Here is a 24,067-nt window from a genome sequence, read left to right as displayed (position 1 = left end):
AAAAAAGCCTTGTATTTCAGGGCTGTCCGCACCTTAAAAGCGTAGCGCCGATGCCCGCTTTCGGCGCTGCCGTTCGGCTGCCTTCAGCCGTTTCTGCTTGGCGGCGCAGGCCGGACAATAACGCTGATTCTTCGCCCTCGACGCAAACGCCTGACGGCACAGCACACAGCGCTTGCCGCCGGTCGGCTTCATTATCTCGGCGTGCAGCCCTTCGTCCACTGGGAGCACGGCACTCTTGAAGTAGTTGCAGTAGATGCCGTACTTGCTGATGCTCTGGACGCAGACACAGGGCTCGCCGTCGTCCAGCAGCAGGCAGTTGCCGCCGTCGTAGTTGGCGCACAGCTTCCGCAGCAGGGCGTTGACTCTTTTCGCCTGCTGCGGTGTGATTTTGATGACCATTGGAAAAACCTCCTCTCACTTGTTACTAAAATGGGTAGGTGTTTGGTGACCCTCTTCTCCAAAATTTCTGCTATTTAATTTTCAAGGTGCACACGGAAGACCTCAGAGCGGCGGACTACGCCGGGCTCCTCTATCGCCTCTCACTTTTCCTTTGCCGAATTTTCCTGCAAAATTCCCGCACTTTTTCAAAAATTCACCTCTTTCAAGGCACACGGGGAGAACCCCTCAATAGGTAGGCAGCGAGAAGGGTCGTTTATTAACCCCCTGTGAAAAAATTCTCCCTATTAGGTAGCCAGCGAGAAGGTTAATTTATAGATCCCCTCACTAATCAACTGGGAACTTTTTCGCAGAAAAAACGAAGAAAATTTTGTAAACTTTTTATGAACAACTCAATGGCTGTGAGTTCTGCAAAGACCTCCTCACTTACTTTGAATTTGGGTGTCCTTTTGTGGGGGTGTTTTTGGACGGTTCTCAAAATTTTTCTCTCTACTTACTTTGAATTGAGCCGCAGATTTTGAGGGTGTTCTTGAAAATTTTCTTCCGAAACGCAAACAGAGGCGCAGCCAACGGATTTCTCCGAAGGCTGCGCCTCTGTATTTTGGTATTCTCTTTTCTCCAAATGGTGTTGAGAAAATGATAGGTTTATGGTATAATGCTGTTAATCTTCTGGAAGGAGAACTGTTTGATGACGCCTTTAAGTGAGTTAATACGGGTCGTGCGCAAGAAAGCCTTGATGTCACAGGAGGATTTCGCAAAAACGCTGAATGTATCCGTTGGAACGATAAACCGTTGGGAAAACGCCAAAACCAAGCCGAATATCACAGCAATGAAAAAAATCAAGGCATTTTGTGAAGAAAACAACATCCCCTTTGATGAGATCGAAGCGGCGTGGATCGCCCAAAAGGAGTAATTACAATGGCTGATGTAAAGAAAGATCAAGAGCGGGACGAGCTGTTCCGCCGCATCTATAAAATCGCCACCGACCTTGTTCACGCAGGTCATGTGGCGGAGTGGGACTTCAAATCTTATGTGCTGGGCACGATGTTTTACCGCTATATTTCGGAGAACTTCACCGCCTATATCAACGAGGGCGAGTACGCCGCCGGGAACAAGGACTTTGACTACGCCAAAATGCCGGACGCCGAGGCGGAGACTGCCCGTGAGGGACTGGTGCAGGAAAAGGGCTTCTTCATTCTGCCCTCCGAATTGTTCTGCAATGTCCTCGCCCGGGCGGACAAGGACGACAACCTGAACGAGACGCTGGAGCGTGTATTCAACCACATTGAGAGCAGTGCCGCCAGCGGAGACGCTGAGAATGATTTTGCAGGTCTGTTTGACGATTTCGATGTGAACAGCAAGGCCATCGGTGAGACCGTCGCCAAGCGCAACAAAGTGCTGGTGGAGCTGCTGAACGGTGTGGCGCAGATGCCGCTGTTCTCCACCGATGGCATCAATCCAGACCTGTTTGGTGATGCCTACGAATATCTGATGGGAATGTACGCCGCCAATGCCGGTAAAAAGGGCGGTCAGTATTTCACTCCCGCCGATGTTTCGGAGCTGCTGGCCCGCCTCGGCACCATTGGCAAAACGAAAATCAACAAGGTCTATGATCCAGCCTGCGGCTCCGGTTCTCTGCTGCTGAAGGTGGAAAAAGTGCTGGGCAAGGATAATATCGAGCGAGGCTTCTACGGTCAGGAGATCGACCTGACCACTTACAACCTCTGCCGCATCAATATGTTCCTGCATAACATCGAGTTCGATAAGTTCAGCATTGTCAGGGAGGACACTTTGCTTAGCCCGCAGCATTGGGACGACCAGCCCTTTGAGCTGATCGTATCCAATCCGCCGTTTTCCGTGCCGTGGGAGGGCGATAAGAACCCGCTGCTTATCAATGACCCGCGCTTTTCGCCTGCCGGAGTGCTGGCTCCCGCTTCCAAGGGCGATATGGCGTTTATTATGCACAGCCTTTCGTGGCTGGCTTCCAACGGTGCAGCGGCCATCGTTTGCTTCCCCGGCATTATGTACCGTGGCGGGGCCGAACAGAAGATCCGCAAGTATCTGGTGGATAACAACTTTGTGGACGCTATCATTCAGCTGCCCTCCAACCTGTTCTTAAATGTCACGATCTCCGTGGATATTATGCTGCTGAAAAAGAACAAGACGGACAACGCCGTTCTGTTTGTGGATGCCTCCAAGGAGTTTGTGAAGGTTACGAAGAACAACCGGCTCTCCGAGGACAATATCCGGCGCATCGTATCCACCGTGGCAGAGCGTAAGGACGAACAGCATTTTGCCCGCCTTGTGCCGAACGACGAGGTCGGCAGCAAACAGAACAATTATAATCTCTCTGTTTCTACCTATGTGGAGCAGGAGGATACCCGTGAGAAGATCGACATCGTGAAGCTGAACGCCGAGATCGCTGAAATTGTCGCACGAGAACAGAAATTGAGAGAGGAAATTGATCGAATTATTGGGGAGATTGAGGGATGAGCAATATAGCAGAATTAAGGAGCCTCAATGGGTTGAATCACGGCATACACAAGCATTGGATTTGGGGTGACAAAGATAATTTCTATCTGAGCTGTGATTATCTCCAAAAGGTGAATTTTTGTATTCAGGATTTGAATGCAGAAATTTACAATCTACAAACTCCATCAATGAAAGAGGTTGTATATATTATCGCTTTGGTTGATTGGGTTTGCGAAGCTGTCGATTCAATCCATACAATCTTGAAGAAGGAAGTTATAGATTATCTTAATCTGGAAGTCGATGCGGATTGCAAACAAGCAAAAAAGTATTTTAAGGCTATCCGCTCATTTGTCGTTGCACATCCATTGAACACCACTCATCATAAGGCGTATGGCATGGACGGCGATTTAATTTGTGTCGATGTTAGAAACCGCACATCAAAGCTTACAGAAACCTGCTCGAATTTAAATGACTGGCTTTTATTAAATCTTGACGGGTTGAAAGAAAATGCTCAAGGCATTCAGTCAGATTTTATTCTGTATGTTTATTCTCAAAGGCTGGATAAGATGAGATACTTCAAGTACATAAGAGCAAATTTTTCGGATTTATATTATGTAGCAGAGTCGCAAATTAAACGGTTGTATGCGCTTGATTCAAGGTTGAAAAATCTGACGAAAAAGAAGGTGGGCATACAATGACAAAACTCGAAAAACTGATTCAGGAACTCTGCCCCAATGGGGTTGAATATAAACCTCTTGGCGATATTGCCACTATATCCAGAGGTGGAAGTTTTCAAAAGAAAGACTATACAGAAAATGGAGTTCCTTGTATTCATTATGGGCAGATCTATATGCATTATGGACTTTTCGCCGAGAAAACGCTGTCCTATATTAGCGATGAAGTTGCTCAAAAGCAGAAATTTGCTGAACCCGGCGATATTATTATGGCAGTCACCAGCGAAAATATAGATGATGTTTGTAAATGCATGGCGTGGCTTGGAAACGAAAAGGTTGCAGTAAGCGGGCATACCGCTATTATCCGTCATTCAATCAATCCGAAATACCTTGTCTATTGGCTTCATTCCTCTGCGTTTTACCAGCAAAAGGCAAAAATCGCTCATGGCACAAAAGTAATCGAGGTTGCACCAGTGAAGTTGGCTGATGTGATTCTTCCCGTCCCGCCCCTGCCGGTGCAGCGTGAAATTGTCCGCATACTGGACAATTTCACAGAGCATATTACTGAACTTACTGAACAACTTAACTTAGAACTTACCGCCCGAAAAAAGCAATATGAATTCTATCGAAATCAGCTCTTGACTTTTGATGCACAGGGTGCGACGATTTTGACAGACAGACAGACAGACAGACAGACAGACAGACAGACAGACAGACAGACAGACAGACAGACAGACAAGCCTAACGCCCTAAATCGTCTGTGTCAATATGTTTCTGAATTTATTTTCGTTAAATTAAGCGATATTTCCGTGAACTGCGATAGCCTGAGGAAACCCGTTACCAGCGGAAATCGTGAAGCTGGTAATATTCCGTACTATGGTGCATCTGGCATTGTTGACTATGTAAAGGACTATATTTTTGATGGTGATTATCTGCTGATTTCCGAGGATGGTGCAAATCTATTGGCACGGAACACACCGATTGCATTTTCTATCAGCGGGAAGAACTGGGTTAATAACCACGCTCATATTCTCCGATTCAACAATCGCATAACACAGAGATATGTAGAAATTTATTTGAACTCTATTGATCTATCGCCGTATATTTCAGGTGGCGCACAACCAAAGTTAAATCAGCAAAACCTTTACAAGATCCCTATTCCATTACCGTCGTATCAAAAGCAGAAAGAAATTGTTACCATTCTCGACCGCTTCGACACCCTCTGCACCGACCTTTCCTCCGGCCTTCCCGCCGAAATCGAAGCCCGTCAAAAGCAATATGAATATTACAGGGACAAGCTGTTGACATTTGGAGAGAGATTCAATTAGGAAGGGAGCGCTATTGATGCCAAGCGAAGAGAATAATGGATATGTTCTTCCCATATTGAATGGCATTGCCACCTTCATGCAAGGCGCAGTAGCTGTTTTCAAAAAAGCTGGTGAATGGTATCGTGACAACGAAGAAACCATCAGAAACTTTATAATCAGTTTTTCGAATTTTAGCACTTGTTGTTCTGCAATAGAAAAGATGGCTCAGCGCCAAATTATGTTTTCTGATGATATTTCCATCGATTTTGCAGAAGCAATTTGCAATTCTGATAATATTGATACGCTGGTAGAGGATTATTACTTTGGCACAGATACTCATCATATTGATATTGTGATGAATCGGTGCGACAAGGCTGAATGTTTACGAGATTATCAGAATTTGTTTTTACAAATCACCGATACATACAGCCGGCAACAGTATCATCTTGCTTGTATCGGACTGTTTGCGATTGCAGACGGACTAATGGCAGATATTTCGACTATGAAGAAGACCACCAGTTTTGAGAAACGGATAAAATCCATTGAACAAAAAATGGCGGATAAAATTGAACTGGACACCATCGATCGTCGGACATTTTTCATACACTTGCAGTTTGACTCTTTGGGTGACAACCTCTCGAATTCTGTATTCGGCTTTTCTGATTTTACCAGGGACGAACCCAACGAACTGAACAGGCATTGGCTTCTCCATGGAAGAACACATAAAACATATAGTCGATATGATTTTTTGAAAATATTGCTTTGGATTGATCAATTGGTATTCTTGGATAGTATAATCAACATTACAAGCGGAGGTGACGATAAGTGAGCTATTTCAATATAGTTGCTCAAAGCAGCGAAAGCACTGTTGTCACCGAATACAAGCCGCAGTCGAAGCGCTCGGAGGCTTATCAGAGCGAAGCAGACTTGGAAAAGGAGTTTATCCGTCTGCTTTGCGAGCTGGGCTATGAGCGCCTGACCATCCATAAAGAGGCTGACCTGATTGCCAATCTGCGGACGCAGCTGGAAAAGCTGAATAACTATCGCTTTACGGACGGCGAATGGAAGCGTTTCTGGGACGAGGTGCTGGCAAACACAAACTCCGGCATTCTCGAAAAGACCCGGCTGATTCAGGAGGACTATGTGCAGGTGCTCCGCCGGGATAACGGGGAAAGCAAAAATATCCAGCTCATTGACAAGAAGTGCATACACAACAACAGCCTGCAGGTCATCAATCAGTATGCCATCTCTGCCGAGGAAGGCGCTGCCCACAATAACCGCTATGATGTGACAGTGCTGGTCAACGGTCTGCCGCTGATCCATATCGAGCTGAAGCGCCGGGGCGTTCCCATTCGGGAAGCCTTCAATCAGATCGACCGCTATCAGCGGGATAGCTTCTGGGCATCCAGCGGGCTTTACGAGTTTGTGCAGATTTTCGTGATCTCCAACGGCACAAATACGAAGTATTATTCCAATACCACCCGTTTCAACCATATCAAGGATACCAAAGCGCAGAAAGCCAAGAAGTCCAAAACCAGCAATAGCTTTGAGTTCACTTCGTTCTGGGCGGATGCGAACAACCGCATTATCCCCGATCTCGTGGACTTTACCAAGACCTTTTTCTGCAAGCACACCATTCTGAATATCCTTACCCGCTACTGCGTGTTCACGGCGGAAAATATGCTGCTGGTGATGCGGCCATATCAAATCGTCGCCACCGAGCGCATTTTGAACCGCATTGAGATCGCCAACAATTATAAAAAATACGGCACCGTAGCAGGCGGCGGGTACATCTGGCACACCACCGGTAGCGGCAAAACACTGACCTCTTTCAAGACGGCGCAGCTTGCCACGAAACTGGATTACATCGACAAGGTGCTTTTTGTCGTGGACCGCAAGGATCTGGACTATCAAACGATGAAGGAATATGACCGCTTTGAAAAGGGCGCTGCCAACAGCAACACCTCTACAGCGGTGCTGAAGCGTCAGTTGGAAGATGACAACGCCAAGATCATCATTACCACCATCCAGAAGCTGGCAACTTTCATCAAAAAGAACGCCGGACACAGCGTTTTTGATAAGCGAGTTGTTATCATTTTTGATGAGTGCCACCGGAGTCAGTTCGGGGATATGCATCAAGCCATTACGAAGTATTTCAAGAAGTACAACCTCTTTGGCTTTACCGGAACGCCCATCTTTGCAGTCAATGCAGGCGTAAGCAAGAACCCTACGCTTCGCACAACAGCGCAAGCGTTCGGCGACCAGCTTCACGCCTATACCATTGTGGACGCCATTAACGACAAAAACGTGCTGCCCTTCCGGGTGGACTACATCAAGACAATGGACGCCGAGCCGGATATTGACGACAAGGAAGTTTGGGACATCAACCGGGAAAAGGCGTTTCTTGCCCCGGAACGCATCCGACTGGTCACAGATTACATTCTGACGCATTTTGACCAGAAGACCTACCGGGGTGATAAAACCTATACATACAGCGTATTGCAGAATATCGCCGAGGTTGCCTCTGCCGGCAGCAAGCAGCAGATCGAGGAAATCAAGCAGAAGCAGCGGGTCAGCGGGTTCAACTCCATCTTTGCCGTGTCCAGCGTGGATGCTGCAAAGCTCTACTACGCCGAGTTTCAGAGGCAAATGGCGGAAAATCCGCAGAAGCGGCTGAAGGTTGCCGTCATTTACAGCTATGGAGCGAATGAGGAAGAAACAGATGGTATTCTTGACGAGGAGAATCCGGAGGATACCTCCGCACTTGACCAAAGTTCCCGTGATTTTCTGGATGCGGCCATCCGTGACTATAACGGGATGTTCCACACCAACTATTCCACAGACGGGGACAAATTCCAGAATTACTATAAGGATGTTTCCCTGCGGATGAAGAACAAGGAACTTGACCTGCTGATCGTGGTCAATATGTTCCTGACCGGCTTCGACGCCACGACGCTGAATACGCTGTGGGTGGATAAAAACCTGAAAATGCACGGGCTGATTCAAGCATATTCCCGCACCAACCGGATTCTCAATTCCATCAAGGTGTTCGGCAACATCGTTTGCTTCCGCAATCTGCAAAAGCGTACCGACGATGCAATTTCTCTGTTTGGCGATAAGGAAGCGGGCGGTATCGTCCTGATGCGTGGCTATAAGGATTACTACTTTGGCTACGAGGATGCCGACGGAAAATATCACCCAGGCTACCAAGATATGATTGAGGAATTGACAACGAAATTCCCGCTGACAGAGGAACGCATTACCGGCGAACAGCGGCAGAAGGAGTTTATCGTTTTGTTCGGTGCGATTTTGCGTATGCGCAACCTGCTGACTTCGTTCGACGAGTTTGCCGGAAGCGAAATTTTGAGCGAGCGGGATTTTCAGGATTATCTTGGACGCTATCAGGATCTGCGGGACGAATGGAAAAACCGCAAGCCCGGCGGCGAAAAAGAGGACATCACCGATGACATCGTTTTTGAAATCGAGCTAATCAAGCAGATCGAGATCAATATTGACTACATCCTGCTTCTGGTACAGAAATACCACGATTCACACTGCGATGACAAGGAAGTGCTTATCACGATCCGCAAAGCAGTGGACGCCAGTCCTGAACTGCGCAGTAAGAAGGCGTTGATCGAAACCTTCATTGCTGGAATCAACGATGTATCAGATGTGATGCTGGAATGGCGTACCTTTGTCGCCGAAGAAAAAGAACGGCAGCTTGTCGCAATCATTCAGGAGGAAAACCTGAAAGACGACGAGACTCGCCGCTTTATGGAGAGCGCCTTCCGTGACGGCTCTGTCAAAACGACAGGCACGGATATTGACCGGCTGATGCCGCCAATCTCCCGCTTCGGCGGTGGAAACCGTGCAGCAAAGAAGCAGACCATCATTGATAAACTGAAGGGTTTCTTCGATCGATTCTTCGGCATCGGATAAATGGGTCTTAGGGTGTCCCTAACGAGGCCTTTTGCGCAGTTCGGCAGAACGGAGTAAAAAGGCACTGCTCGCTCAGATGGCGCAGACATCGGGCGACGCACTGTTTAGCTCCGGAGGAGTACAAACAGTCTGCTCGTTAAGATAATGCAGACCTATTTCAGAGCAACGAAAAAGGGGCGCAGTCGGTGCTTACTTGCACCCGACTGCGCCTCCGATTTTCATCAAATTTTGTTGCTGCTCACACGAAAATGACCTCTGCATTTACGATTTCTGTAGCTCGATTGCGGAGGTTATTGCTCCGCCTGACCCATTCCATCGGGTCACTTGCTTTGAGCTTTTCGGTCAAGTTTTCTTTTTCGGATAGTTCCCTCACAAGCATATCAAACATCGCCTGTGCCCGAGACTCTATCTCGGCAAGATAATCGTTCAGCATCCCGGTGGTCAACAGATTGTAGTATCTCACCCGATGGTGCTCCTTCACATACTGCCGATGTCGCTGTCCCCAAACGCCGATTTGCACGTCGACTTGATTATCAATTTCGAGATTCGGCAGAAAATAATCACCCACCTGTCGGTATGTGCCGCCCAACTTTTCAAACTCCGTCATTGTGCTTCCCTCCATTCATCCCGTGTATACGACCTTGAACTTCTTGTGCTTTGCACAGATGATTTTCAGCAGCACTTCGTCAATAGCGTCGGCATATCTGCCCTCTGCGATGAGCCTGCTGCGCAGATCATTCAGACTTCCAATGAGAAGCCGCCGCTCTGCATCATCCATTGCAAGATGATATTTTTGTTTCATATTCTGCCCTCCTTGTGTTATCATTGTATCGGATAGGCTAGTAAAAATCGAATGTGCGAATAAAATTCTAAAGAAGCTATTCGTGTGCGAGATGAAATATGTGTGTTTCTGCCGGTTAATTCATTGTTTTGTGAAATCCGTTATCAGCACTCGCACCAAATTCATTACCGTTGTTGATACCATATCAACAACGGTAATTTTTTATTTTCTGTGCGTTCTGTTAAGGGCTTGACATTCCCCGCTTTTCGCGGTACACTGCTCCTGTCAGTGTAACTGACAGGAGCAGAGGAGGCGAACGCACTTGCCGCACGAGGAGCAGAGAGAAAAGAATATCCGGCTGGTCACGGAGGTCGCGCTGGACTGTTTTCTGGCCAACGGGATCGAAAAGACCAAGGTCGCAGATATCGCGCTGCGCTCCGGGCTCACCGAGCGGTCGGCCTTTCGCTACTTTGAGACCAAGGCCGATCTGGTCCTGGCCGCGTCCCTGCTCTACTGGAAGCGCATCCTCGAGCGCATCGACCGGATGTCCCACACGGCATCCGACGGCAGCACGACCGGCCTGCAGGACGCGGAAAACGTCCTCGTCTGCTATTCCCAGCTCTACCGCCTCGACCCGAACGGCATGCGCTTCACGCTCGACGCGGAGTTGACGCTGCATGCCGCGGGCAGACTCCACGAGATCAAAAACCAGCCGCCCGAGCCGTTTGAGACCTCCAGCGGCCCGATGGCCAAGGCGATCCGCAAGGGACTTGCCGACGGCTCGATCAGCCCGGAGGTCGACGTGCGGGAGATCTACTACAACTCCTACGATGCGATCCTCGGCATCATGCAGCGCCTGTCTATCGGCGGCTCGCCGAGCGCGAGCGCGCTTGATTACGACAGCCGGATGCGCCACCTGAGCCAGATGTTCGTGCGCGCACTCAGCGGCAAATAACCACATACACAGCAGATCCCGAGCGATCGGGATTTGTGTATACCCGCTTATGTCAGCGATGCTGACATAAGCGGAGAAGGAAGATAGAAATCCAAAGAAAGAAGGGCCGCAATGAAGGAACTGAAGCATTTGATGTACTTTGAGCGCCTGCTGGACGACGCGCACAACGAACTTGTCCGCCAGGCCGAGGCAGAAGGAGATCTGGCGATCGGCTATACCTGCTTTCACGCGCCGGAGGTGCTGCTGAATCTGGGCAGCTGCTTCTCGGTGCGTCTGCGCGCGCCGCACACCACGTCCATGGAGCTAGCCACCTACTACATGGCCAACAACAGCTGCGAGTTTTCCCGCGCGATCCTCGAGCGCGCGCTTGAGGGCAACTACGGCTTCCTGCACGCCATGGCGGGCGTCGACGTGTGCGAGGCCAACAACCGCGCCATCGAGAACATGGAGATCATGCACGCGCAGGGTGCGGACAAGGACAAATTCTTCTACTGCAACCTCGACATCCCGTATTCCGACGATGAGGACTGCGTCGAGCACATCTGCGAGCAGGTCTCGCGCAAGATCCTCAAGCCCATGCGCGAAAACTACGGCGTCGACACCTCGGACGCCGCCATCCGCGCCGCGGTCAGCGAGCACAACGAGGTCTGCCGCATCCTCACCGAGATCGGCGAGACGCGCAAGCTGGACAACCCGCCCATCACGGGCTATGAATACGCCGTGCTGGTGCTCGTGAGCTACGTCTGCCCGAAGCGGCTGATCCTGCCGCTGTTGCGCGAGACGCTCGCCGAGGTAAAGACGCGCGAGGTTGATGCGCAGAAAAACTACCGTGTGCGCGTCGCCGTCGTCGGCTCCGAGATCGACGACCCGGACCTGATCCGGCTCATCGAGAGCTGCGGCGCGCTGGTGGTCGCCGACCGCTACTGCTACGGCAGCTTCCCCGGCCGTCAGGAGATCGTGCTCACCGACGGCGAGGATGCGCTCACGCAGGTGTGCCGCTGGTATCTGCAGCACACCGAGTGCCCGCGCCAGAGCGCGCTGCACCGCGTCCAGTACCGCAACGACCACGTTGCCCAGCTCGTGCACGACTTCAAGGCCGACGGCGCGATCTACGAGCAGATGAAGTTCTGCACCTACTGGTCGTATGAGCGCGTGATCGCAAACCAGGTCATGCCGCGTGATTACGGCATCCACATCCTCTCCATCGACCGCCCCTACATCGCAGGGCAGAGCGGCCAGCTGCGCACGCGCGTGCAGGCCTTTGTGGAGAGTCTGGAAATGAAGCAGCTTCGCTCAGCGCAAAAGGAGGACAACTGACATGGCCTACAACCCCAAAACCGGCAAGGGCCTCGGCCGCTTCTATTCCGCCGAGCACCGCGCCTTCCGCGCCCGCGAATGGCGCGGCTTCCGAGACACCTTTTATGATTTCTTCCGCTGGCTGTATCTCTACGGCTTCATGGCCGCAAAGCTTGGCTGCCACCCGATCCTGATGGTCAAGGCCATGCTGCGCTACCGCTGGATGGTGTCCTATCTCACCGCAGCGCACATGGTCGACCGCCACACCATGGGGCTGCGCGGCAAGGAGCTGCGCTATGCACACAACCAGTTTTTCTCCGTGCTGCATAACTCCGTCCTCGGCGTGCGTGACATCATCCTACGCGACAAGAACCTGCGCCCCAACAGCAAGCACGCGGCGAAGCTGCGCGAGAACACCGTCATGTTCGATGAGATGACCCCGCACCTGATCATGATGGGGTTCCCCACCGTGAAGTGGATCGACATCGCCATGTTCGCCATCGGTCTGCCGTCGGAGGTCGACCAGAACGCCAGCATGTTCTACATTGACGCCATGGAGCACCTCGGTCTGCCGGCGGACGTTTGCCCCGAACCCGCCGCCGAGAGCGGCTGCGCCGTGGTGGACGACTATCCGCGCGTCGGCAAGTGCTACTTCACCGGCACGATGCCGTGCGACGGCGCGATCTCGCAGACAAACATCCTCACGCGGCACTTCAAGGAGCTTCCCTCGTTCCAGATCACGCCGCCGCAGCGTGTCAACGAACCGGAAGTACAGACCTATGCGGTCAAGAACCTGAAAAAGGGCATCGAATTTCTCGAGCAGCAGTTCGGCGTCAAATGGGACTGGGACGCCTTCTGGAAAAACGCCGAAATGTACAACGAGAGCTCGCGCTGTATGATCGAGAAGTGGGACGTCAACTGCACCGAGCACCCACAGGTCTGCGGTGCGGCGCTGGCACTGCAGCGCGAATATGAGTTCATGGCGGCAGCCTGCATGGACAAGTTCATGCTCAAGACGGACCGCCGCGTCACGAAGATGATGCTCAAGGGCTACGAGCAGGACAAGGCGGCCAACGCGCCCCAGCCGAAATACCGCTGCCTCGTCTGGGCATGCCCCGCGCACTATTACACCAACTTTACCTACTGGACGCAGCACTGCTGGGGTGTCACCTGCGTCAACGACATGGAGGCCATGCTCAGCTACCAGCCCATCACCATCGGCGACAAGGAGCAGGCGCTGGCCGATCTCGTGCGCTGCTATGAGAAGATGATGATGCGCTCGCACACCAACGGCGGCTATGTCAACCTGCTCGACGAGTGCTGGAAGATGTGCGAGAAGTTCCACACGAACATCGTCATCATGTACGACCACGTATCGTGCAAGAACGTCGGCGGTCTGCACGGCCTGTTTGAGGATCAGGCGCGCGAGCGCGGCATCCACCTCATCTGGATCCCGCACGACGTCATGGATCCGCGCACGGTCTCGCGCCGCGAGATGCGCGAGGCATTCAGCCAGTATATGGTCACGGTGCTCAACGAGAAGCCGCTTGACCCCACTCTGTTGGATTACGAAGACACACTCAGCTGGTAAGGAGGAACGAATATGGCCTGGTATTGGATCGTGCTCATCGTGCTCGCCGCACTCTTTGGTCTGCTGTTTCTGGCATACATGACCAACGCGGACATGAAGCTCATCGAAAAGATCTACAACGCGCTCATCGCATACCACGACGACAAGGACGTCGAGGAGCAGATCTGACGCGCGCATCGGGGGACACCCCCGAAGCGACAACAAGTCGGGGGCGGTCAATGACCGCCCCGACTTTTGCGTCTGCGCATTCTCCCGCAAAATCCGGATACAGAGCAGCATTCCGGTCGGCTTCCCTGTTGACATTGTGTTCACATCTTGTTACACTGTCTCTTGCGCCTCTTCACGCAAAACAAACAGAAAAAAGGAAGAAAAAAGAATGAAACTTGTCAAAGCGTACAACAGCGTCAGCCTTGTGCTGCGCATCGTGATCGGCATGGTCATCGGCGCGGCGCTCGCCCTGCTGATCCCCAACGCCGCCGTGACCGCGCCCGGCATCGGCATCCTTGGCACCCTGTTTGTCGGTGCCCTGAAGGCCATCGCCCCGCTGCTGGTCTTTGTCCTCATCATCAGCGCCCTTGCCCAGTCCAAGGAGAAGCTGGGCAAGCAGTTCGGCACCGTCATCGTGCTCTACCTTGTCTCCACGTTCCTGGCGGCTGTCATCGCCGTGATCGCAAGCTACCTGTTCCCCGTGACCATCACGCTGACTGAGGCCGTCTCCGACAGCGCGCCCGAGAGCTTCGCCGCCATCTTCACCGGCCTGCTCAACAACATTGTCTCCAACCCCATCGGCTCGATCGTCTCGGCCAACTATCTCGGCGTTCTGTTCTGGGCTATCGTGCTCGGCTTCGCGTTCAAGGGCGCGTCCGACACGACCAAGAAGTTCCTCGCCGACGCCTCCGAGGCCGTCACCAAGGCGGTGCGCTTCGTCATCAATCTCGCCCCGTTCGGCATTCTGGGTCTCGTGTTCTCCGCCGTTTCCACCAGCGGCCTTGCCATCTTTACCGAGTACGGCAAGCTCCTGCTCATCCTCGTCGGCTGCATGCTCTTTGCCGCCCTCGTCGTCAACCCCATCATGACGTTCATCGTCATCCGCAAGAACCCCTATCCGCTGGTGTTCAAGTGCCTGAAGGAAAGCGGCGTGACCGCGTTCTTCACCCGCTCGTCCGCCGCGAACATCCCCGTGAATATGTCCCTGTGCGAGAGCCTCGGCCTGGACAAGGAGTTCTACTCCGTGTCCATCCCCCTCGGCGCGACCATCAACATGGCGGGCGCGGCCGTCACCATCACCGTCATGACGCTCGCCGCGGTGCACACGCTCGGCATCACCGTCCAGCTCCCCGTTGCGATCATCCTGTCCGTCATGGCAGCGCTCGGCGCGTGCGGCGCGTCCGGCGTTGCGGGCGGCTCGCTGCTGCTCATCCCCATGGCCTGCTCCCTGTTCGGCATCTCCAATGACATCGCCATGCAGGTCGTCGGCGTCGGCTTCATCATCGGTGTCATTCAGGACTCCGTCGAGACCGCCATCAACTCCTCGTCCGATGCGCTGTTCACCGCCGTCGCGGAGTTCAAGCAGTGGCGCAAGGCCGGCAAGGAGATCAAGTTCTAAAGCAGATCGCTAAAATCACTGCAGAGCCTCACGGGCAAAACCCGCGAGGCTCTGCTTTTCCTGTCGCCCTTCGTCAAATCCACAAGAAACCCTGCCGGATTTTTGAAGGAATCCGGCATTTTTCTTGACTTCCCCGCTGCAATACTTTAAAATGAAGCCGCTGTGCACGGGCAAAGCGCAGCGAAAACGAGAATCAGACCCGACATCTGCGCGGCGCGCGCCGCACAGATGTTTTTCACGTCTGGATGGGAGCGCGTATGAAAACGAAAAACACGAAAAGCTTTGCCAGCCGCTGGGGCTTTATCCTCGCGTCCGTCGGCTCGGCCGTCGGCATGGCCAACGTCTGGGGCTTTCCGAACAAGATGGGCAGCAACGGCGGCGGGGCCTTCCTGCTGATCTACCTGCTGTTTGTGGTCATCTTCAGCACCGTCGGCCTGCCGACAGAGTTCGCCATGGGCCGCCGCGCCGGCACCGGCACGCTCGGCGCCTATGAAAACGCATGGGCCACGCGCGGCAAGACCGCCGGAAAGGTCGGCGGCCTGCTCGGCTGGCTGCCGCTGGCCGGGTCGCTGTGCATCGCCATCGGCTACGCCGTCATCGTGACGTACATTCTCAAGGCGCTGGTCGACTCCCTGCTCGGCACGCTCATGACGGGCGACGCCGCCGTGTGGTTCGCGTCGTTTTCCACGCAGCCGTACTCCGTCATCCCCTACCACGTCATCGTCGTGGCCGGCACACTGCTGACGCTCTTTCTCGGCGCACACAGCATCGAAAAGACCAACAAGGTCATGATGCCGCTGTTTTTCCTCATCTTTCTGGTGCTGGCCGTGCGCGTGGCGCTGCTGCCCGGCTCGGCCGAGGGCTACAAGTTCATGTTCACCCCGCGCTGGGAGGCCCTCAAAGACCCGATGATCTGGATCTGGGCCATGGGGCAGGCGTTTTTCTCCCTGTCCGTCACCGGCAGCGGCATGATCGTCTACGGCGCGTATCTGTCCAAGGACGAGGACGTCGTGGGCGTGGCGCAGCACACGGCCATTTTTGACACCATCGCCGCCGTCGTCGCCGCGCTCGTCATCATCCCCGCCTGCTTTTCCTACGGGCTGGACGTCGGCGCGGGCCCGAGCCTGCTGTTCGTGACGCTGCCGACCATCCTGCAGGACATCCCGCTCGGCCGGCTCTTCGCCGTCATTTTGTACGTCGCCATGATCTTTGCCGGCGTCAGCTCGCTGCAGAACATGTTCGAGGCCGTCGCCGAATCGCTCCTGCACAAGTTCCCGAAGCTCAGCCGCGCGGCCGTGCTCGGCATCCTGTGCGTGCTGTGCCTCGGATTCGGCCTGCTCATGGAGCCCATCTCCAAATGGGGCCCGTGGATGGACCTCGTGTCGATCTACATCATCCCCATCGGCGCGACGCTCGGCGCCGTGTCGTGGTTCTACATCATGAAGAAGGACGACCTGCTCGCCGCCGTCAACACCGGCAGCCGCCGCCACCACGGCGCGTTCTGGTACGGCGTCGGCCGCTATGTCTACGTGCCGCTGGCCGTGATCCTGTGCTGCGTGGCGCTGTTCATGAACGTGACGTTCTGAGCATACCATTTCGATCAAAGCCCCCGGGAAGGGAACGCGATGCGTTCCCTCCCGGGGCTTTTTGCTGCCCGGAAGCCGCATATGCTCCCGGCCGCCAGCCGGACCGGAGGGCAAATTCTCAACACGTATATTGGAAGCCACTCCAAAATATTGTATATTCTGCACAACGATCCTTGACATTTCCACAGCAAAGTGATGAAAAATCATCACCGGATTGACGTATGGCACATATTGGGGTTAAAATTATAACATAGCAATCGGCATGGAACGGACGAAAACAGAATAACGTGTAACCAGAATGGGGGAATGCAGCAATGAGAGACCTGAAGCACCTGACCTACTTCGAGGACCTCCTGCAGGAGGCCAACAACGCACTTGTTGTCCAAGCCCAGGCGGAAGGCAAAAAATGCGTCGCCTTTGTCTGCGAGAACACACCCGAGCCCTTGATGAATCTGGACAACACCTTCGGCGTGCGCCTGCACGCCCCGAACACCGGGTCGATGGACATTGCGACCTATTACATGACGAGCCTCCTGTGCGAGACCAGCCGCTCCCTGCTCGAGCGCGCGGTCGAGGGCGGCTTCAACTTTGCCGACTGCGTCATCGCGCCCGACGGCTGTACGATGATCAACCGCTGCGTGGAAAACATGGAGCTGCTCAAGACCATGGGCGCCGGCAAGGACCATTTCTTCTACGAGTACATGGAGATCCCGCTCAAGGCCGACGACAACGGCGTGGACCTGCTCGTGCTCCAGTGCAAAAACCACATCCTCAAGCCCATGCACGACGCCTTCGGCACGGACGTGTCCGACGCCGCCATCCGCAGGGCGGTGGCCGAGCACAACCGCGTGTGCGCGCTCATCCGCGCGCTCGGCGACTTCCGCAAGGAGGTCCGGCCGCGCATCACGGGTTACGAATTCCACGTGCTGACGCTCGCGACCTATGTCGCGCCGAAGTACCTGCTGATCGACAAACTGGAAGAGACGCTCGAGGAAGTACGCAGCCGCGAGCCGGAGGAGCGGGCATACCGCGCGCGCATCGCGCTCGTCGGCTCCGAAGTGGACGACAGCGAATTCATCCGGCTCATCGAGGACACCGGCGCCTATGTCTGCGCCGACCGGTTCTGCTTCGGCTCGCTTCCGGGACGCGACCCGATCGTGCTCACGGACGAGGAGGACGCGCTCACGCAGATCTGCCGCCAGTATGTTTACCGCGGCCAGTGCCCGCGCACGATGAACATGGAAAAGGTCTACGGCCGCAAGCAGTACGTGGCCGACATCGCCAGAGCGTACAACGCCGACGGCATCCTCTATCAGCAGATCAAGTTCTGCGACCCGTGGGCATATGAGCGTACGCTCGGTTCGGTGATGCTGCGCGAAGACTTCGGTTTCCCTGTGCTGTCCGTTGACCGGCCGTACAACATCCGCTCCTCGATCGGCCAGATGCGCACGCGCGTCCAGGCATTCGTCGAGAGCATAGAGATCAAGAAAATACAGGGAGGTGTCCGATGATGGTGACCAATGAAGGCAAGCGGCGCATCGGCGACCAGCAGCTCGGCGTACTCTTCGACGGCGGAAAGGTCCGCTGCCGGCGCGAGTGGCGCGGCGTCAAGGATACCCTCTATGACTACGGCCGCTGGCTGTACATTCTGTCCCTCCTCGCAAAGTTCATCGTCAAGCCGCGCAACATCAAGGCCATGTTCCGCTACCGCTGGATGGCCAACTACCTCGCCGTGCCGCACATGGTCGACAAGTTCACGATGGGCCTGCGCGACGAGGCGCTGCGCATCGTCCATACGTCCATGGACTTCGTGGTCTACGACGTGGCCAGCACCATGGACGACATCTTCCGCGGCGACCGCCGCACCGGCAACGACGTGGAATTTTCCAAAAAATGCGTGCTCACGGACGAAAACGAGATGACCGCGTTCATGATGGGCTTCCCGAACGTGAAGGCCATCCTGCGCGAAGTGCCGACGATGTTCGTGGCAAACCTCCTGACGCAAAACTCCTCCACGCACTACCTCGACGTGGCGCAGCAGTTCGGCATCGCAGGCGACGTCTGCCCCATGCCGGAGGCCGAGGCCGGCTGCTCCATCGACGATGACTTCGCCGTGCTCGGCGTCTGCGCCGTGCAGTGCAACACCACCTGCGACGGCTCGCTCATGGGCAACGGCATCATCGCCAAGCGCCTCGAGCGCGAATACGGCATCCCGACGTTCCAGCTTGTCGCGCCCATGCGCCATCAGGAGGACGATGTGCAGGATTACGCCGCGCAGGATATCCGCAACGTCATCGCCTTCGTCGAGGAGCACACGGGCCAGCACTGGGACTGGTCGCACTACTTCGAGTGCGCCAAGCGCGTCAACGATGCCACGCGCAACCGTCTGGCGTGGCTCGAGATGAACAGCACGCCCTACCCGCAGTTTGTCGGCGCGCCGTTCTCGCTGTATAACGACACGAACTACATGGGCAACTGCGGCCGCTCGGCCAAGTTCCCGCCCATCGACCGCAAGATCATGCGCTACGCCGAGCGCGGCAACAAGGCGCACCGCATGATGGCGCCGGAATACCGCCACCGCGCCATCGTCTGGGGTGTGCAGCCGCAGTACTGCATCGACATGCTCAACTGGATGGTGCACTGCTGGGGCATCGTGCCGCTGACGGATATGCTCTCGCTGGTCAACACGCGCATGATCGCCGACACCGACACGCCCGAAAACCGCGAGCAGGCGTTCTACGACATGGCGTGGCTGAATGAAAACATGATCATGCGCAACCGCACGCACGGCGGCTACAGGGTGCTCGTCGACGAGCTGTGGGAATTTTGCGAGACGATGCACGCCGACATGGTCATCATGTGGGAACATATGTCCTGCAAGGCACTCACCGGCATGCACGGCCAGTTCGAGGAGCAGGCCCGCGCGCGCGGCATCCACCTCGTCTGGGTCTGCCACGACCTGTGCGACCCGCGCGTCTACACGCGCCAGGCCATCCGCGACCAGCTCAACGCCTATATGCGCACCGTCATGCGTGAAGAGCCGCTCGACCCGTCGATCGAGGTTCTGCCGGACGAAAATGCATGGTGAGAAAGGAAGGGGAACGATGCAAATACCGAAATTCGCGTGGCGGCTGCTCGGCGTGAGCGCGGGTGCATTCGCCGTGACGTTCACGATCTACTTTTTCAATCTCGACATGAAGCTGCTGTCGGCCTTCGAGCCGATTTTGCTGCGGCACTATGACCGCATCCCGCGCAACCAGCACCTGTGAGCGCAAAAACAGCTGCGAAGCCAAGGCTTCGCAGCTGTTTGCTTTTTGCCGTGTTCGTTACCGCACCTCGCGCACCATGTCGCGCGTGATGTCGCCGAGACTGCGCGCGCCGCACATATACATCGCGTCCGTCAGCTCTGCGCGCAGCTTCTCCACGTAGGTGACGATGCCCTCCATGCCGCCGCCGTAGTAGCTGATGAGAAACGGCCGGCAGATCATCACCGCGTCCGCGCCGAGCGCGAGCGCGCGGAAAATGTCCGTGCCCGAGCGGATGCCGCCGTCGACGAGGATCTTCACGCGATCCCCCACCGCGTCCGCGATCTCGGGCAGGACGTCCGCCGTCGCGGCACTGCCGGGCAGCACGCGCCCACCGTGGTTCGAGACGACGATGGCCGCCGCGCCGGCCTCCACAGCCTTCTCCGCGCCGCGCACCGTCATGATACCCTTGAGGATCATGGGCATCTGCGCATAGCCGCACAGTTCGCGCAGCTCCGCGACCGTCTTGCTGCCGGCGTCGGGGCTGGCCGCCTTCAGGTGCGGCAGACCGGCCGAGTCGATGACCACGCTCACGGCAAAGGGCCGCGCCGCGTTGGCAAGGTCGAGGTTTGCCCGGATGGTGTCCATCGACAGCGGATTGATGACCGGCAGGCCGATGCCGCCGTACTGCTGCGAGAGCGTGCACCCGTGCGGGAACACGCGCGCGTCCAGCCCGTCGCCAAAGCTCGCGGCGATGCCGGTCTGCGCCGCCGCAGCGATGCAGCAGGCGTTGTAGTCGCGGATGTCGTCCTCAGGATTGAACTGCGCGCGCAGCGAGCCGATGGGCGCCGCGATCACGGGCAGGGAAAATGTCCGGCCGAGCAGCTCCAGCGACGTGTCCACCGGCGTGTTCGGAGCGATGGTGTCCATGTTCAGGCACCAGCGCCGCCACGCGTGCCAGTTGTCGTTCGCGCCGTTGCCGGGCGCTTTTGAGCCGGGGCCGGGCATCGTGTTGCCGCAGCCGAGGCCGTTGCACTCCGGGCAGACCTTGCAGCGCGGGGCCATGCGCGCCCGCGCCCGCTGTAAAACTTCGTTGTAGTCCATGTGGGTTCCTCCGTTCCCGTTTTTGCTTCTCTCCCGCCCATCTTAACAGGAAACGCGCCTGCGCGCCAGAAAAAGTTTCCCTCGGGGCTTGACAAGGCGGAAAAATCCTGTATGATAGAAATCAAGAATCATTCTTATTTTCTATCAGGAGGTCATCCCATGAACGCAACGGTTGCCCAGCTCATCAACGAGCAGATCAATAAGGAGTTTTACTCGGCCTATCTCTATCTGGACTTTGCCAACTACTATGCGGCCGCCGGTCTCGACGGCTTTGAAAACTGGTACCGCGTGCAGGCGCAGGAGGAGCGCGACCACGCGCTGCTGTTTTTCCAGTACCTGCTCAACAACGGCGTTGCCGTCAGCTTCGGTGCCGTCGACGCGCCGGACTGGACGCGCGGCGACCACATGACCCCGCTGAAAAAAGCGCTCGAGCACGAGCAGTACGTCACCTCGCTCATCAACGGCATCTACGCCGCCGCGTATGACGACCGCGACTTCCGCACCATGCAGCTGCTCGACTGGTTTGTCAAAGAGCAGGGCGAGGAGGAGAAGAACGCCGCCGATCTCATCACGAAAATGGAGCTTTTCGGCACGGACGCCAAGGGCCTGTACATGCTCAACAGCGAGCTCAAGGCTCGCGTCTACGCGGCCCCGTCGCTCGTGCTGTAAGCGCATTGCGCAGCAAAAAGCCGCCTCGGTCCAAATTGGACCGAGGCGGCTTTCGTTTCTCTTTCAGAGCGCGGCAAAGATGCGCGCGCCCTGCTTTTTCACCCAGCGGAGCAGCAGTGCGCTGCCCGCCGCCGTCACGACGGCGAAGATGGCCAGATACACCGCTGCACTCAGCGCATTGCCGCACAGGAAGTACAGCCCGCCAAGCGCGAGGGCATAAAACCAGTTGGCAAAGAGCGAGAGCATCACGCAGCCGCTCTGCTTGATGGGCGTGGTCTCGTTGGTCCACGTCAGGTTCGGCATCTTGAGCCCGAGCGCGAGCGCGGCCAGCGCGCTCAGCAGGGTATACAGCAGCGTCACGATCACCAGCAGCGCCTTCTCCAGCGCGCTGCCCGGCAGCGCAATGACCATGCACAGGGCGCAAAACAGCACCGGCACGCCGGTCAGCACGAGCTGCACGTCCAGCTTCGCGCGCAGCGCCTGCCACGGTACGACCGGCAGCGACTGCACGAGCCACAGATTCCTGCCCTCGAGCGACACGGCGGGCGCGGCCATGTCATTCATCGACGCGAGCAGGCACACCGCCGCGCACATCAGCACCGGCACAACGCCCACATTGCCGCTGAACACGTCGGCCAGCATCCGGCCGAGCGCGCCGCCCTTGATGAGCAGCACGATGCCCGCCACCGGCAGCATCAGAATGCCGAGCCCGCAGTTGAGCATATAGTTCGGGCTGGCGGTGAAGCGGCGCAGCTCCTTGCCGAACAGCGCCCGCTGCACGCTCTGCGCGCGCACGGCCCTGTGCTCGAAGCGCACCTTCTTCACGCTGCCGGTCGCCGTGGCGATCTTCAGGAAGCTGCGCGCGATGCCCCACAGCGTCAGCGCGAGGAGCGCCGCCTGCGTGACCGTCACGATCCCCATCGCCAGCCAGTCGCCCGCGCCGACGCTGCCGAACAGGTACAGCAGATACGCCGAGCCCCGGATTTTCATGCCGTACACGGCGGCGTTTTCCACCAGCAGCGTGATGAGCGCCTGCGCCTTGTAGTACACGAAGTAATACGCCGCCAGAAACAGCAGCGACAAAAGGACGGTGATGAAGCTCTTGTTTTTCAGCTTCAGGCTGATGCGCGCGACCACCCAGCCGAGCAGGCACGAGAGCACCATCACGATCACGGACACGATCAGCACCATCAGCACACCGCCGACGATCGTCCCCGCCGTGACCGGCGCCGTGAGCCAGTACACGATCACGCCCGGCACGATGACGACCGCGGCGTACATCAGCCCCAGCAGGTACACGCCCAGCAGGCGCGAGGCCATCACGCAGCGCACCGGGATCGGCAGCGACAGCAGCAGGTCGTTGTCCTTGGACAGGTACAGACTCGAATACGTGCTGAACACGCTGCCGAACGTGCCGAGAAACACCGCGATCAGCCCCATGAGCAGGTAATACAGCCAGCCCATGCCGCCCTCGACCAGGGGGCCGCACAGGCCCACGGCCATCAGCGCAAACATCCCGCCGAGGAGGCCCACCATCAGCAGCGCGTAGAGCGCGATGTAGGCGATCGTCGCGCCCCTGGAGCGCATTTTGTTCTTTTTCGGGTCGTAGAAATAGTTGCGGAAGATCTCCGCCATCTGTTTTTTCAGAAGCGTCTTCAGCATGATGCATCCTCCAGCTCCAGGAACACGTCCTCGAGACTGTCGTCGCCCTTGACCTCCTCCATCGTGCCGGAGCGGATGAGCCGCCCGCCCTTGATGATGGCCACCTTGTCGCAGAGCTTTTCGGCGACCTCGAGCACGTGCGTCGAGAAGAAGATCGCGCCGCCGACGTCGCACAGCTCGCGCATCATGCCCTTGAGCAGGTGCGCCGCCTTCGGGTCGAGGCCGACGAACGGTTCGTCCATGATGATGAGCTTCGGGTCGTGGATCCACGCCGCGATGATGGCGAGTTTCTGCTTCATGCCGTGCGAGTACGCGCTGATCGGCTGCGCTAGATCACCCGTGAGCTCGAATGCGTCGGCATACGGCTCGATGCGCGCCCAGCGCTCCGCGGCCGGGATGCCGAAAACGTCGGCAATAAAGTTCAGGTACTGGATGCCGCTCATGAAATCGTACAGATCCGGATTGTCCGGGATGTAGGCGAGCAGCCGCTTGCAGGCCAGCGGCTCGGTTTGGATGGAGTGCCCGCCGATCGTGATCTCGCCCGCGTCAAACTGCAGGATGCCGACGGCCGCCTTGAGTGTCGTCGTCTTGCCGGCGCCGTTGTGGCCGATGAAGCCGTAGATCTCGCCCGGCGCGATGTGCAGGCTCAAGTCGTCGACGGCCCTTTTCTCGCCGTAGGTCTTGGTAAAATGCTGAATGTTGAGCATGATGTCTCCTCCTGATGATCGCGCCGGTGCGCACCGGAGCTGCTTTCCCATTTTTGGGTGCATTATACCCCCCGGCG

General features: G+C 56.1%; 22 protein-coding genes. 16 read left to right on the top strand and 6 right to left on the bottom strand.

The annotated features are described in order from the left end of the window. Positions 1-33: 33 nt before the first annotated feature. Entirely contained in the window at positions 34-399 is a 366-nt protein-coding gene (locus tag OGM61_02390) for a cysteine-rich VLP domain-containing protein (protein UYI84936.1), read from the bottom strand. Between the two features lie 685 nt (positions 400-1,084). On the opposite strand from OGM61_02390, the gene OGM61_02385 reads away from it, so the two are divergent. The 6 genes from OGM61_02385 to OGM61_02360 are packed head-to-tail and all read left to right on the top strand — an operon-like array spanning position 1,085 to position 8,788. Continuing rightward, complete coding sequence (locus OGM61_02385) at positions 1,085-1,309, top strand: helix-turn-helix domain-containing protein (protein ID UYI84935.1); 225 nt, start codon at positions 1,085-1,087, stop codon at positions 1,307-1,309. Between the two features lie 5 nt (positions 1,310-1,314). Further along, positions 1,315-2,889, top strand: a complete 1,575-nt coding sequence (locus OGM61_02380; protein UYI84934.1) for a type I restriction-modification system subunit M — start codon at positions 1,315-1,317, stop codon at positions 2,887-2,889. Then, complete coding sequence (locus OGM61_02375; GenBank protein UYI84933.1) at positions 2,886-3,566, top strand: hypothetical protein; 681 nt, start codon at positions 2,886-2,888, stop codon at positions 3,564-3,566. Before OGM61_02380 ends, OGM61_02375 begins: the two co-directional genes overlap by 4 nt. Then, positions 3,563-4,870, top strand: a complete 1,308-nt coding sequence (locus OGM61_02370) for a restriction endonuclease subunit S (protein ID UYI84932.1) — start codon at positions 3,563-3,565, stop codon at positions 4,868-4,870. Before OGM61_02375 ends, OGM61_02370 begins: the two co-directional genes overlap by 4 nt. A 16-nt stretch (positions 4,871-4,886) precedes the next feature. Then, positions 4,887-5,678 (top strand): hypothetical protein, encoded by a 792-nt coding sequence (locus tag OGM61_02365; protein ID UYI84931.1) that lies wholly within the window; start codon positions 4,887-4,889, stop codon positions 5,676-5,678. After that, positions 5,675-8,788 carry a type I restriction endonuclease subunit R gene (locus tag OGM61_02360; protein ID UYI84930.1) on the top strand — a complete coding sequence of 1,038 codons (3,114 nt, stop codon included), beginning with the start codon at positions 5,675-5,677 and terminating at the stop codon, positions 8,786-8,788. Before OGM61_02365 ends, OGM61_02360 begins: the two co-directional genes overlap by 4 nt. A 238-nt stretch (positions 8,789-9,026) precedes the next feature. Here the strand turns inward: OGM61_02360 and OGM61_02355 are convergent, their stop codons facing one another. Together OGM61_02355 and OGM61_02350 are read right to left on the bottom strand one after the other, a co-directional pair. Further along, a complete protein-coding gene (locus OGM61_02355) occupies positions 9,027-9,395 on the bottom strand; it encodes a TnpV protein (protein UYI84929.1) in 369 nt (122 codons plus the stop codon). A gap of 15 nt (positions 9,396-9,410) precedes the next feature. Next, positions 9,411-9,590: a hypothetical protein gene (locus tag OGM61_02350; protein UYI84928.1), complete on the bottom strand. Its 180-nt coding sequence runs from the start codon at positions 9,588-9,590 to the stop codon at positions 9,411-9,413. Positions 9,591-9,891: 301 nt separating this feature from the next. On the opposite strand from OGM61_02350, the gene OGM61_02345 reads away from it, so the two are divergent. From OGM61_02345 to OGM61_02305, 9 genes are all read left to right on the top strand, one after another. Further along, on the top strand, positions 9,892-10,524 hold the full coding sequence (locus OGM61_02345; protein UYI84927.1) for a TetR/AcrR family transcriptional regulator: 633 nt from the start codon (positions 9,892-9,894) through the stop codon (positions 10,522-10,524). A 111-nt stretch (positions 10,525-10,635) separates the two neighbouring features. Continuing rightward, positions 10,636-11,841: a 2-hydroxyacyl-CoA dehydratase family protein gene (locus tag OGM61_02340; GenBank protein ID UYI84926.1), complete on the top strand. Its 1,206-nt coding sequence runs from the start codon at positions 10,636-10,638 to the stop codon at positions 11,839-11,841. Position 11,842: 1 nt separating this feature from the next. Further along, a complete protein-coding gene (locus OGM61_02335) occupies positions 11,843-13,411 on the top strand; it encodes a 2-hydroxyacyl-CoA dehydratase family protein (GenBank protein ID UYI84925.1) in 1,569 nt (522 codons plus the stop codon). A gap of 12 nt (positions 13,412-13,423) precedes the next feature. Further along, entirely contained in the window at positions 13,424-13,579 is a 156-nt protein-coding gene (locus tag OGM61_02330; protein UYI84924.1) for a hypothetical protein, read from the top strand. Positions 13,580-13,787: 208 nt separating this feature from the next. Beyond that, on the top strand, positions 13,788-15,017 hold the full coding sequence (gene sstT, locus OGM61_02325; protein ID UYI84923.1) for a serine/threonine transporter SstT: 1,230 nt from the start codon (positions 13,788-13,790) through the stop codon (positions 15,015-15,017). A 257-nt stretch (positions 15,018-15,274) separates the two neighbouring features. Then, positions 15,275-16,603 carry a sodium-dependent transporter gene (locus OGM61_02320; GenBank protein ID UYI84922.1) on the top strand — a complete coding sequence of 443 codons (1,329 nt, stop codon included), beginning with the start codon at positions 15,275-15,277 and terminating at the stop codon, positions 16,601-16,603. A gap of 314 nt (positions 16,604-16,917) precedes the next feature. Then, positions 16,918-18,114: a 2-hydroxyacyl-CoA dehydratase family protein gene (locus OGM61_02315; protein ID UYI84921.1), complete on the top strand. Its 1,197-nt coding sequence runs from the start codon at positions 16,918-16,920 to the stop codon at positions 18,112-18,114. After that, positions 18,114-19,691, top strand: coding sequence for a 2-hydroxyacyl-CoA dehydratase family protein (locus OGM61_02310; protein ID UYI84920.1), 1,578 nt, complete (start codon positions 18,114-18,116; stop codon positions 19,689-19,691). Before OGM61_02315 ends, OGM61_02310 begins: the two co-directional genes overlap by 1 nt. 16 nt (positions 19,692-19,707) lie before the next feature. Continuing rightward, positions 19,708-19,872 carry a hypothetical protein gene (locus tag OGM61_02305; protein UYI84919.1) on the top strand — a complete coding sequence of 55 codons (165 nt, stop codon included), beginning with the start codon at positions 19,708-19,710 and terminating at the stop codon, positions 19,870-19,872. A gap of 57 nt (positions 19,873-19,929) precedes the next feature. Here OGM61_02305 and OGM61_02300 read toward each other — a convergent pair whose 3' ends face one another. After that, positions 19,930-20,952, bottom strand: coding sequence for an alpha-hydroxy-acid oxidizing protein (locus OGM61_02300; protein ID UYI84918.1), 1,023 nt, complete (start codon positions 20,950-20,952; stop codon positions 19,930-19,932). Between the two features lie 159 nt (positions 20,953-21,111). Here OGM61_02300 and OGM61_02295 point away from each other — a divergent pair, with 159 nt between their 5' ends. Next, on the top strand, positions 21,112-21,621 hold the full coding sequence (locus OGM61_02295; GenBank protein ID UYI84917.1) for a ferritin: 510 nt from the start codon (positions 21,112-21,114) through the stop codon (positions 21,619-21,621). Positions 21,622-21,684: 63 nt separating this feature from the next. Here the strand turns inward: OGM61_02295 and OGM61_02290 are convergent, their stop codons facing one another. Continuing rightward, a complete protein-coding gene (locus OGM61_02290) occupies positions 21,685-23,283 on the bottom strand; it encodes a hypothetical protein (protein UYI84916.1) in 1,599 nt (532 codons plus the stop codon). Then, positions 23,277-23,990 carry an ABC transporter ATP-binding protein gene (locus OGM61_02285; GenBank protein ID UYI84915.1) on the bottom strand — a complete coding sequence of 238 codons (714 nt, stop codon included), beginning with the start codon at positions 23,988-23,990 and terminating at the stop codon, positions 23,277-23,279. The genes OGM61_02290 and OGM61_02285 overlap by 7 nt, the downstream gene beginning before the upstream one ends. Positions 23,991-24,067 lie beyond the last annotated feature (77 nt).

The organism is Clostridiales bacterium (genome assembly GCA_025757645.1).
Classification (GTDB): Bacteria; Bacillota; Clostridia; order Oscillospirales; family Oscillospiraceae; genus CAG-103.
Note: the sequence above shows the minus strand (reverse complement) of the source record. Positions and strands in the feature narration are given on the sequence as shown.

What these genes read in the sequence shown, in the direction of transcription:
- OGM61_02365 (UYI84931.1), top strand. Translation starts at nt 4,887, where the DNA reads ATGCCAAGCGAAGAGAATAATGGATATGTTCTTCCCATATTGAATGGC.
- OGM61_02315 (UYI84921.1), top strand. Translation starts at nt 16,918, where the DNA reads ATGAGAGACCTGAAGCACCTGACCTACTTCGAGGACCTCCTGCAGGAG.
- OGM61_02385 (UYI84935.1), top strand. Translation starts at nt 1,085, where the DNA reads ATGACGCCTTTAAGTGAGTTAATACGGGTCGTGCGCAAGAAAGCCTTG.
- OGM61_02285 (UYI84915.1), bottom strand. Translation starts at nt 23,990, where the DNA reads ATGCTCAACATTCAGCATTTTACCAAGACCTACGGCGAGAAAAGGGCC.
- OGM61_02320 (UYI84922.1), top strand. Translation starts at nt 15,275, where the DNA reads ATGAAAACGAAAAACACGAAAAGCTTTGCCAGCCGCTGGGGCTTTATC.
- OGM61_02375 (UYI84933.1), top strand. Translation starts at nt 2,886, where the DNA reads ATGAGCAATATAGCAGAATTAAGGAGCCTCAATGGGTTGAATCACGGC.
- OGM61_02305 (UYI84919.1), top strand. Translation starts at nt 19,708, where the DNA reads ATGCAAATACCGAAATTCGCGTGGCGGCTGCTCGGCGTGAGCGCGGGT.
- OGM61_02340 (UYI84926.1), top strand. Translation starts at nt 10,636, where the DNA reads ATGAAGGAACTGAAGCATTTGATGTACTTTGAGCGCCTGCTGGACGAC.
- OGM61_02290 (UYI84916.1), bottom strand. Translation starts at nt 23,283, where the DNA reads ATGCTGAAGACGCTTCTGAAAAAACAGATGGCGGAGATCTTCCGCAAC.
- OGM61_02295 (UYI84917.1), top strand. Translation starts at nt 21,112, where the DNA reads ATGAACGCAACGGTTGCCCAGCTCATCAACGAGCAGATCAATAAGGAG.
- OGM61_02380 (UYI84934.1), top strand. Translation starts at nt 1,315, where the DNA reads ATGGCTGATGTAAAGAAAGATCAAGAGCGGGACGAGCTGTTCCGCCGC.
- OGM61_02355 (UYI84929.1), bottom strand. Translation starts at nt 9,395, where the DNA reads ATGACGGAGTTTGAAAAGTTGGGCGGCACATACCGACAGGTGGGTGAT.
- OGM61_02330 (UYI84924.1), top strand. Translation starts at nt 13,424, where the DNA reads ATGGCCTGGTATTGGATCGTGCTCATCGTGCTCGCCGCACTCTTTGGT.
- OGM61_02350 (UYI84928.1), bottom strand. Translation starts at nt 9,590, where the DNA reads ATGAAACAAAAATATCATCTTGCAATGGATGATGCAGAGCGGCGGCTT.
- sstT (UYI84923.1), top strand. Translation starts at nt 13,788, where the DNA reads ATGAAACTTGTCAAAGCGTACAACAGCGTCAGCCTTGTGCTGCGCATC.
- OGM61_02370 (UYI84932.1), top strand. Translation starts at nt 3,563, where the DNA reads ATGACAAAACTCGAAAAACTGATTCAGGAACTCTGCCCCAATGGGGTT.
- OGM61_02390 (UYI84936.1), bottom strand. Translation starts at nt 399, where the DNA reads ATGGTCATCAAAATCACACCGCAGCAGGCGAAAAGAGTCAACGCCCTG.
- OGM61_02310 (UYI84920.1), top strand. Translation starts at nt 18,114, where the DNA reads ATGGTGACCAATGAAGGCAAGCGGCGCATCGGCGACCAGCAGCTCGGC.
- OGM61_02300 (UYI84918.1), bottom strand. Translation starts at nt 20,952, where the DNA reads ATGGACTACAACGAAGTTTTACAGCGGGCGCGGGCGCGCATGGCCCCG.
- OGM61_02335 (UYI84925.1), top strand. Translation starts at nt 11,843, where the DNA reads ATGGCCTACAACCCCAAAACCGGCAAGGGCCTCGGCCGCTTCTATTCC.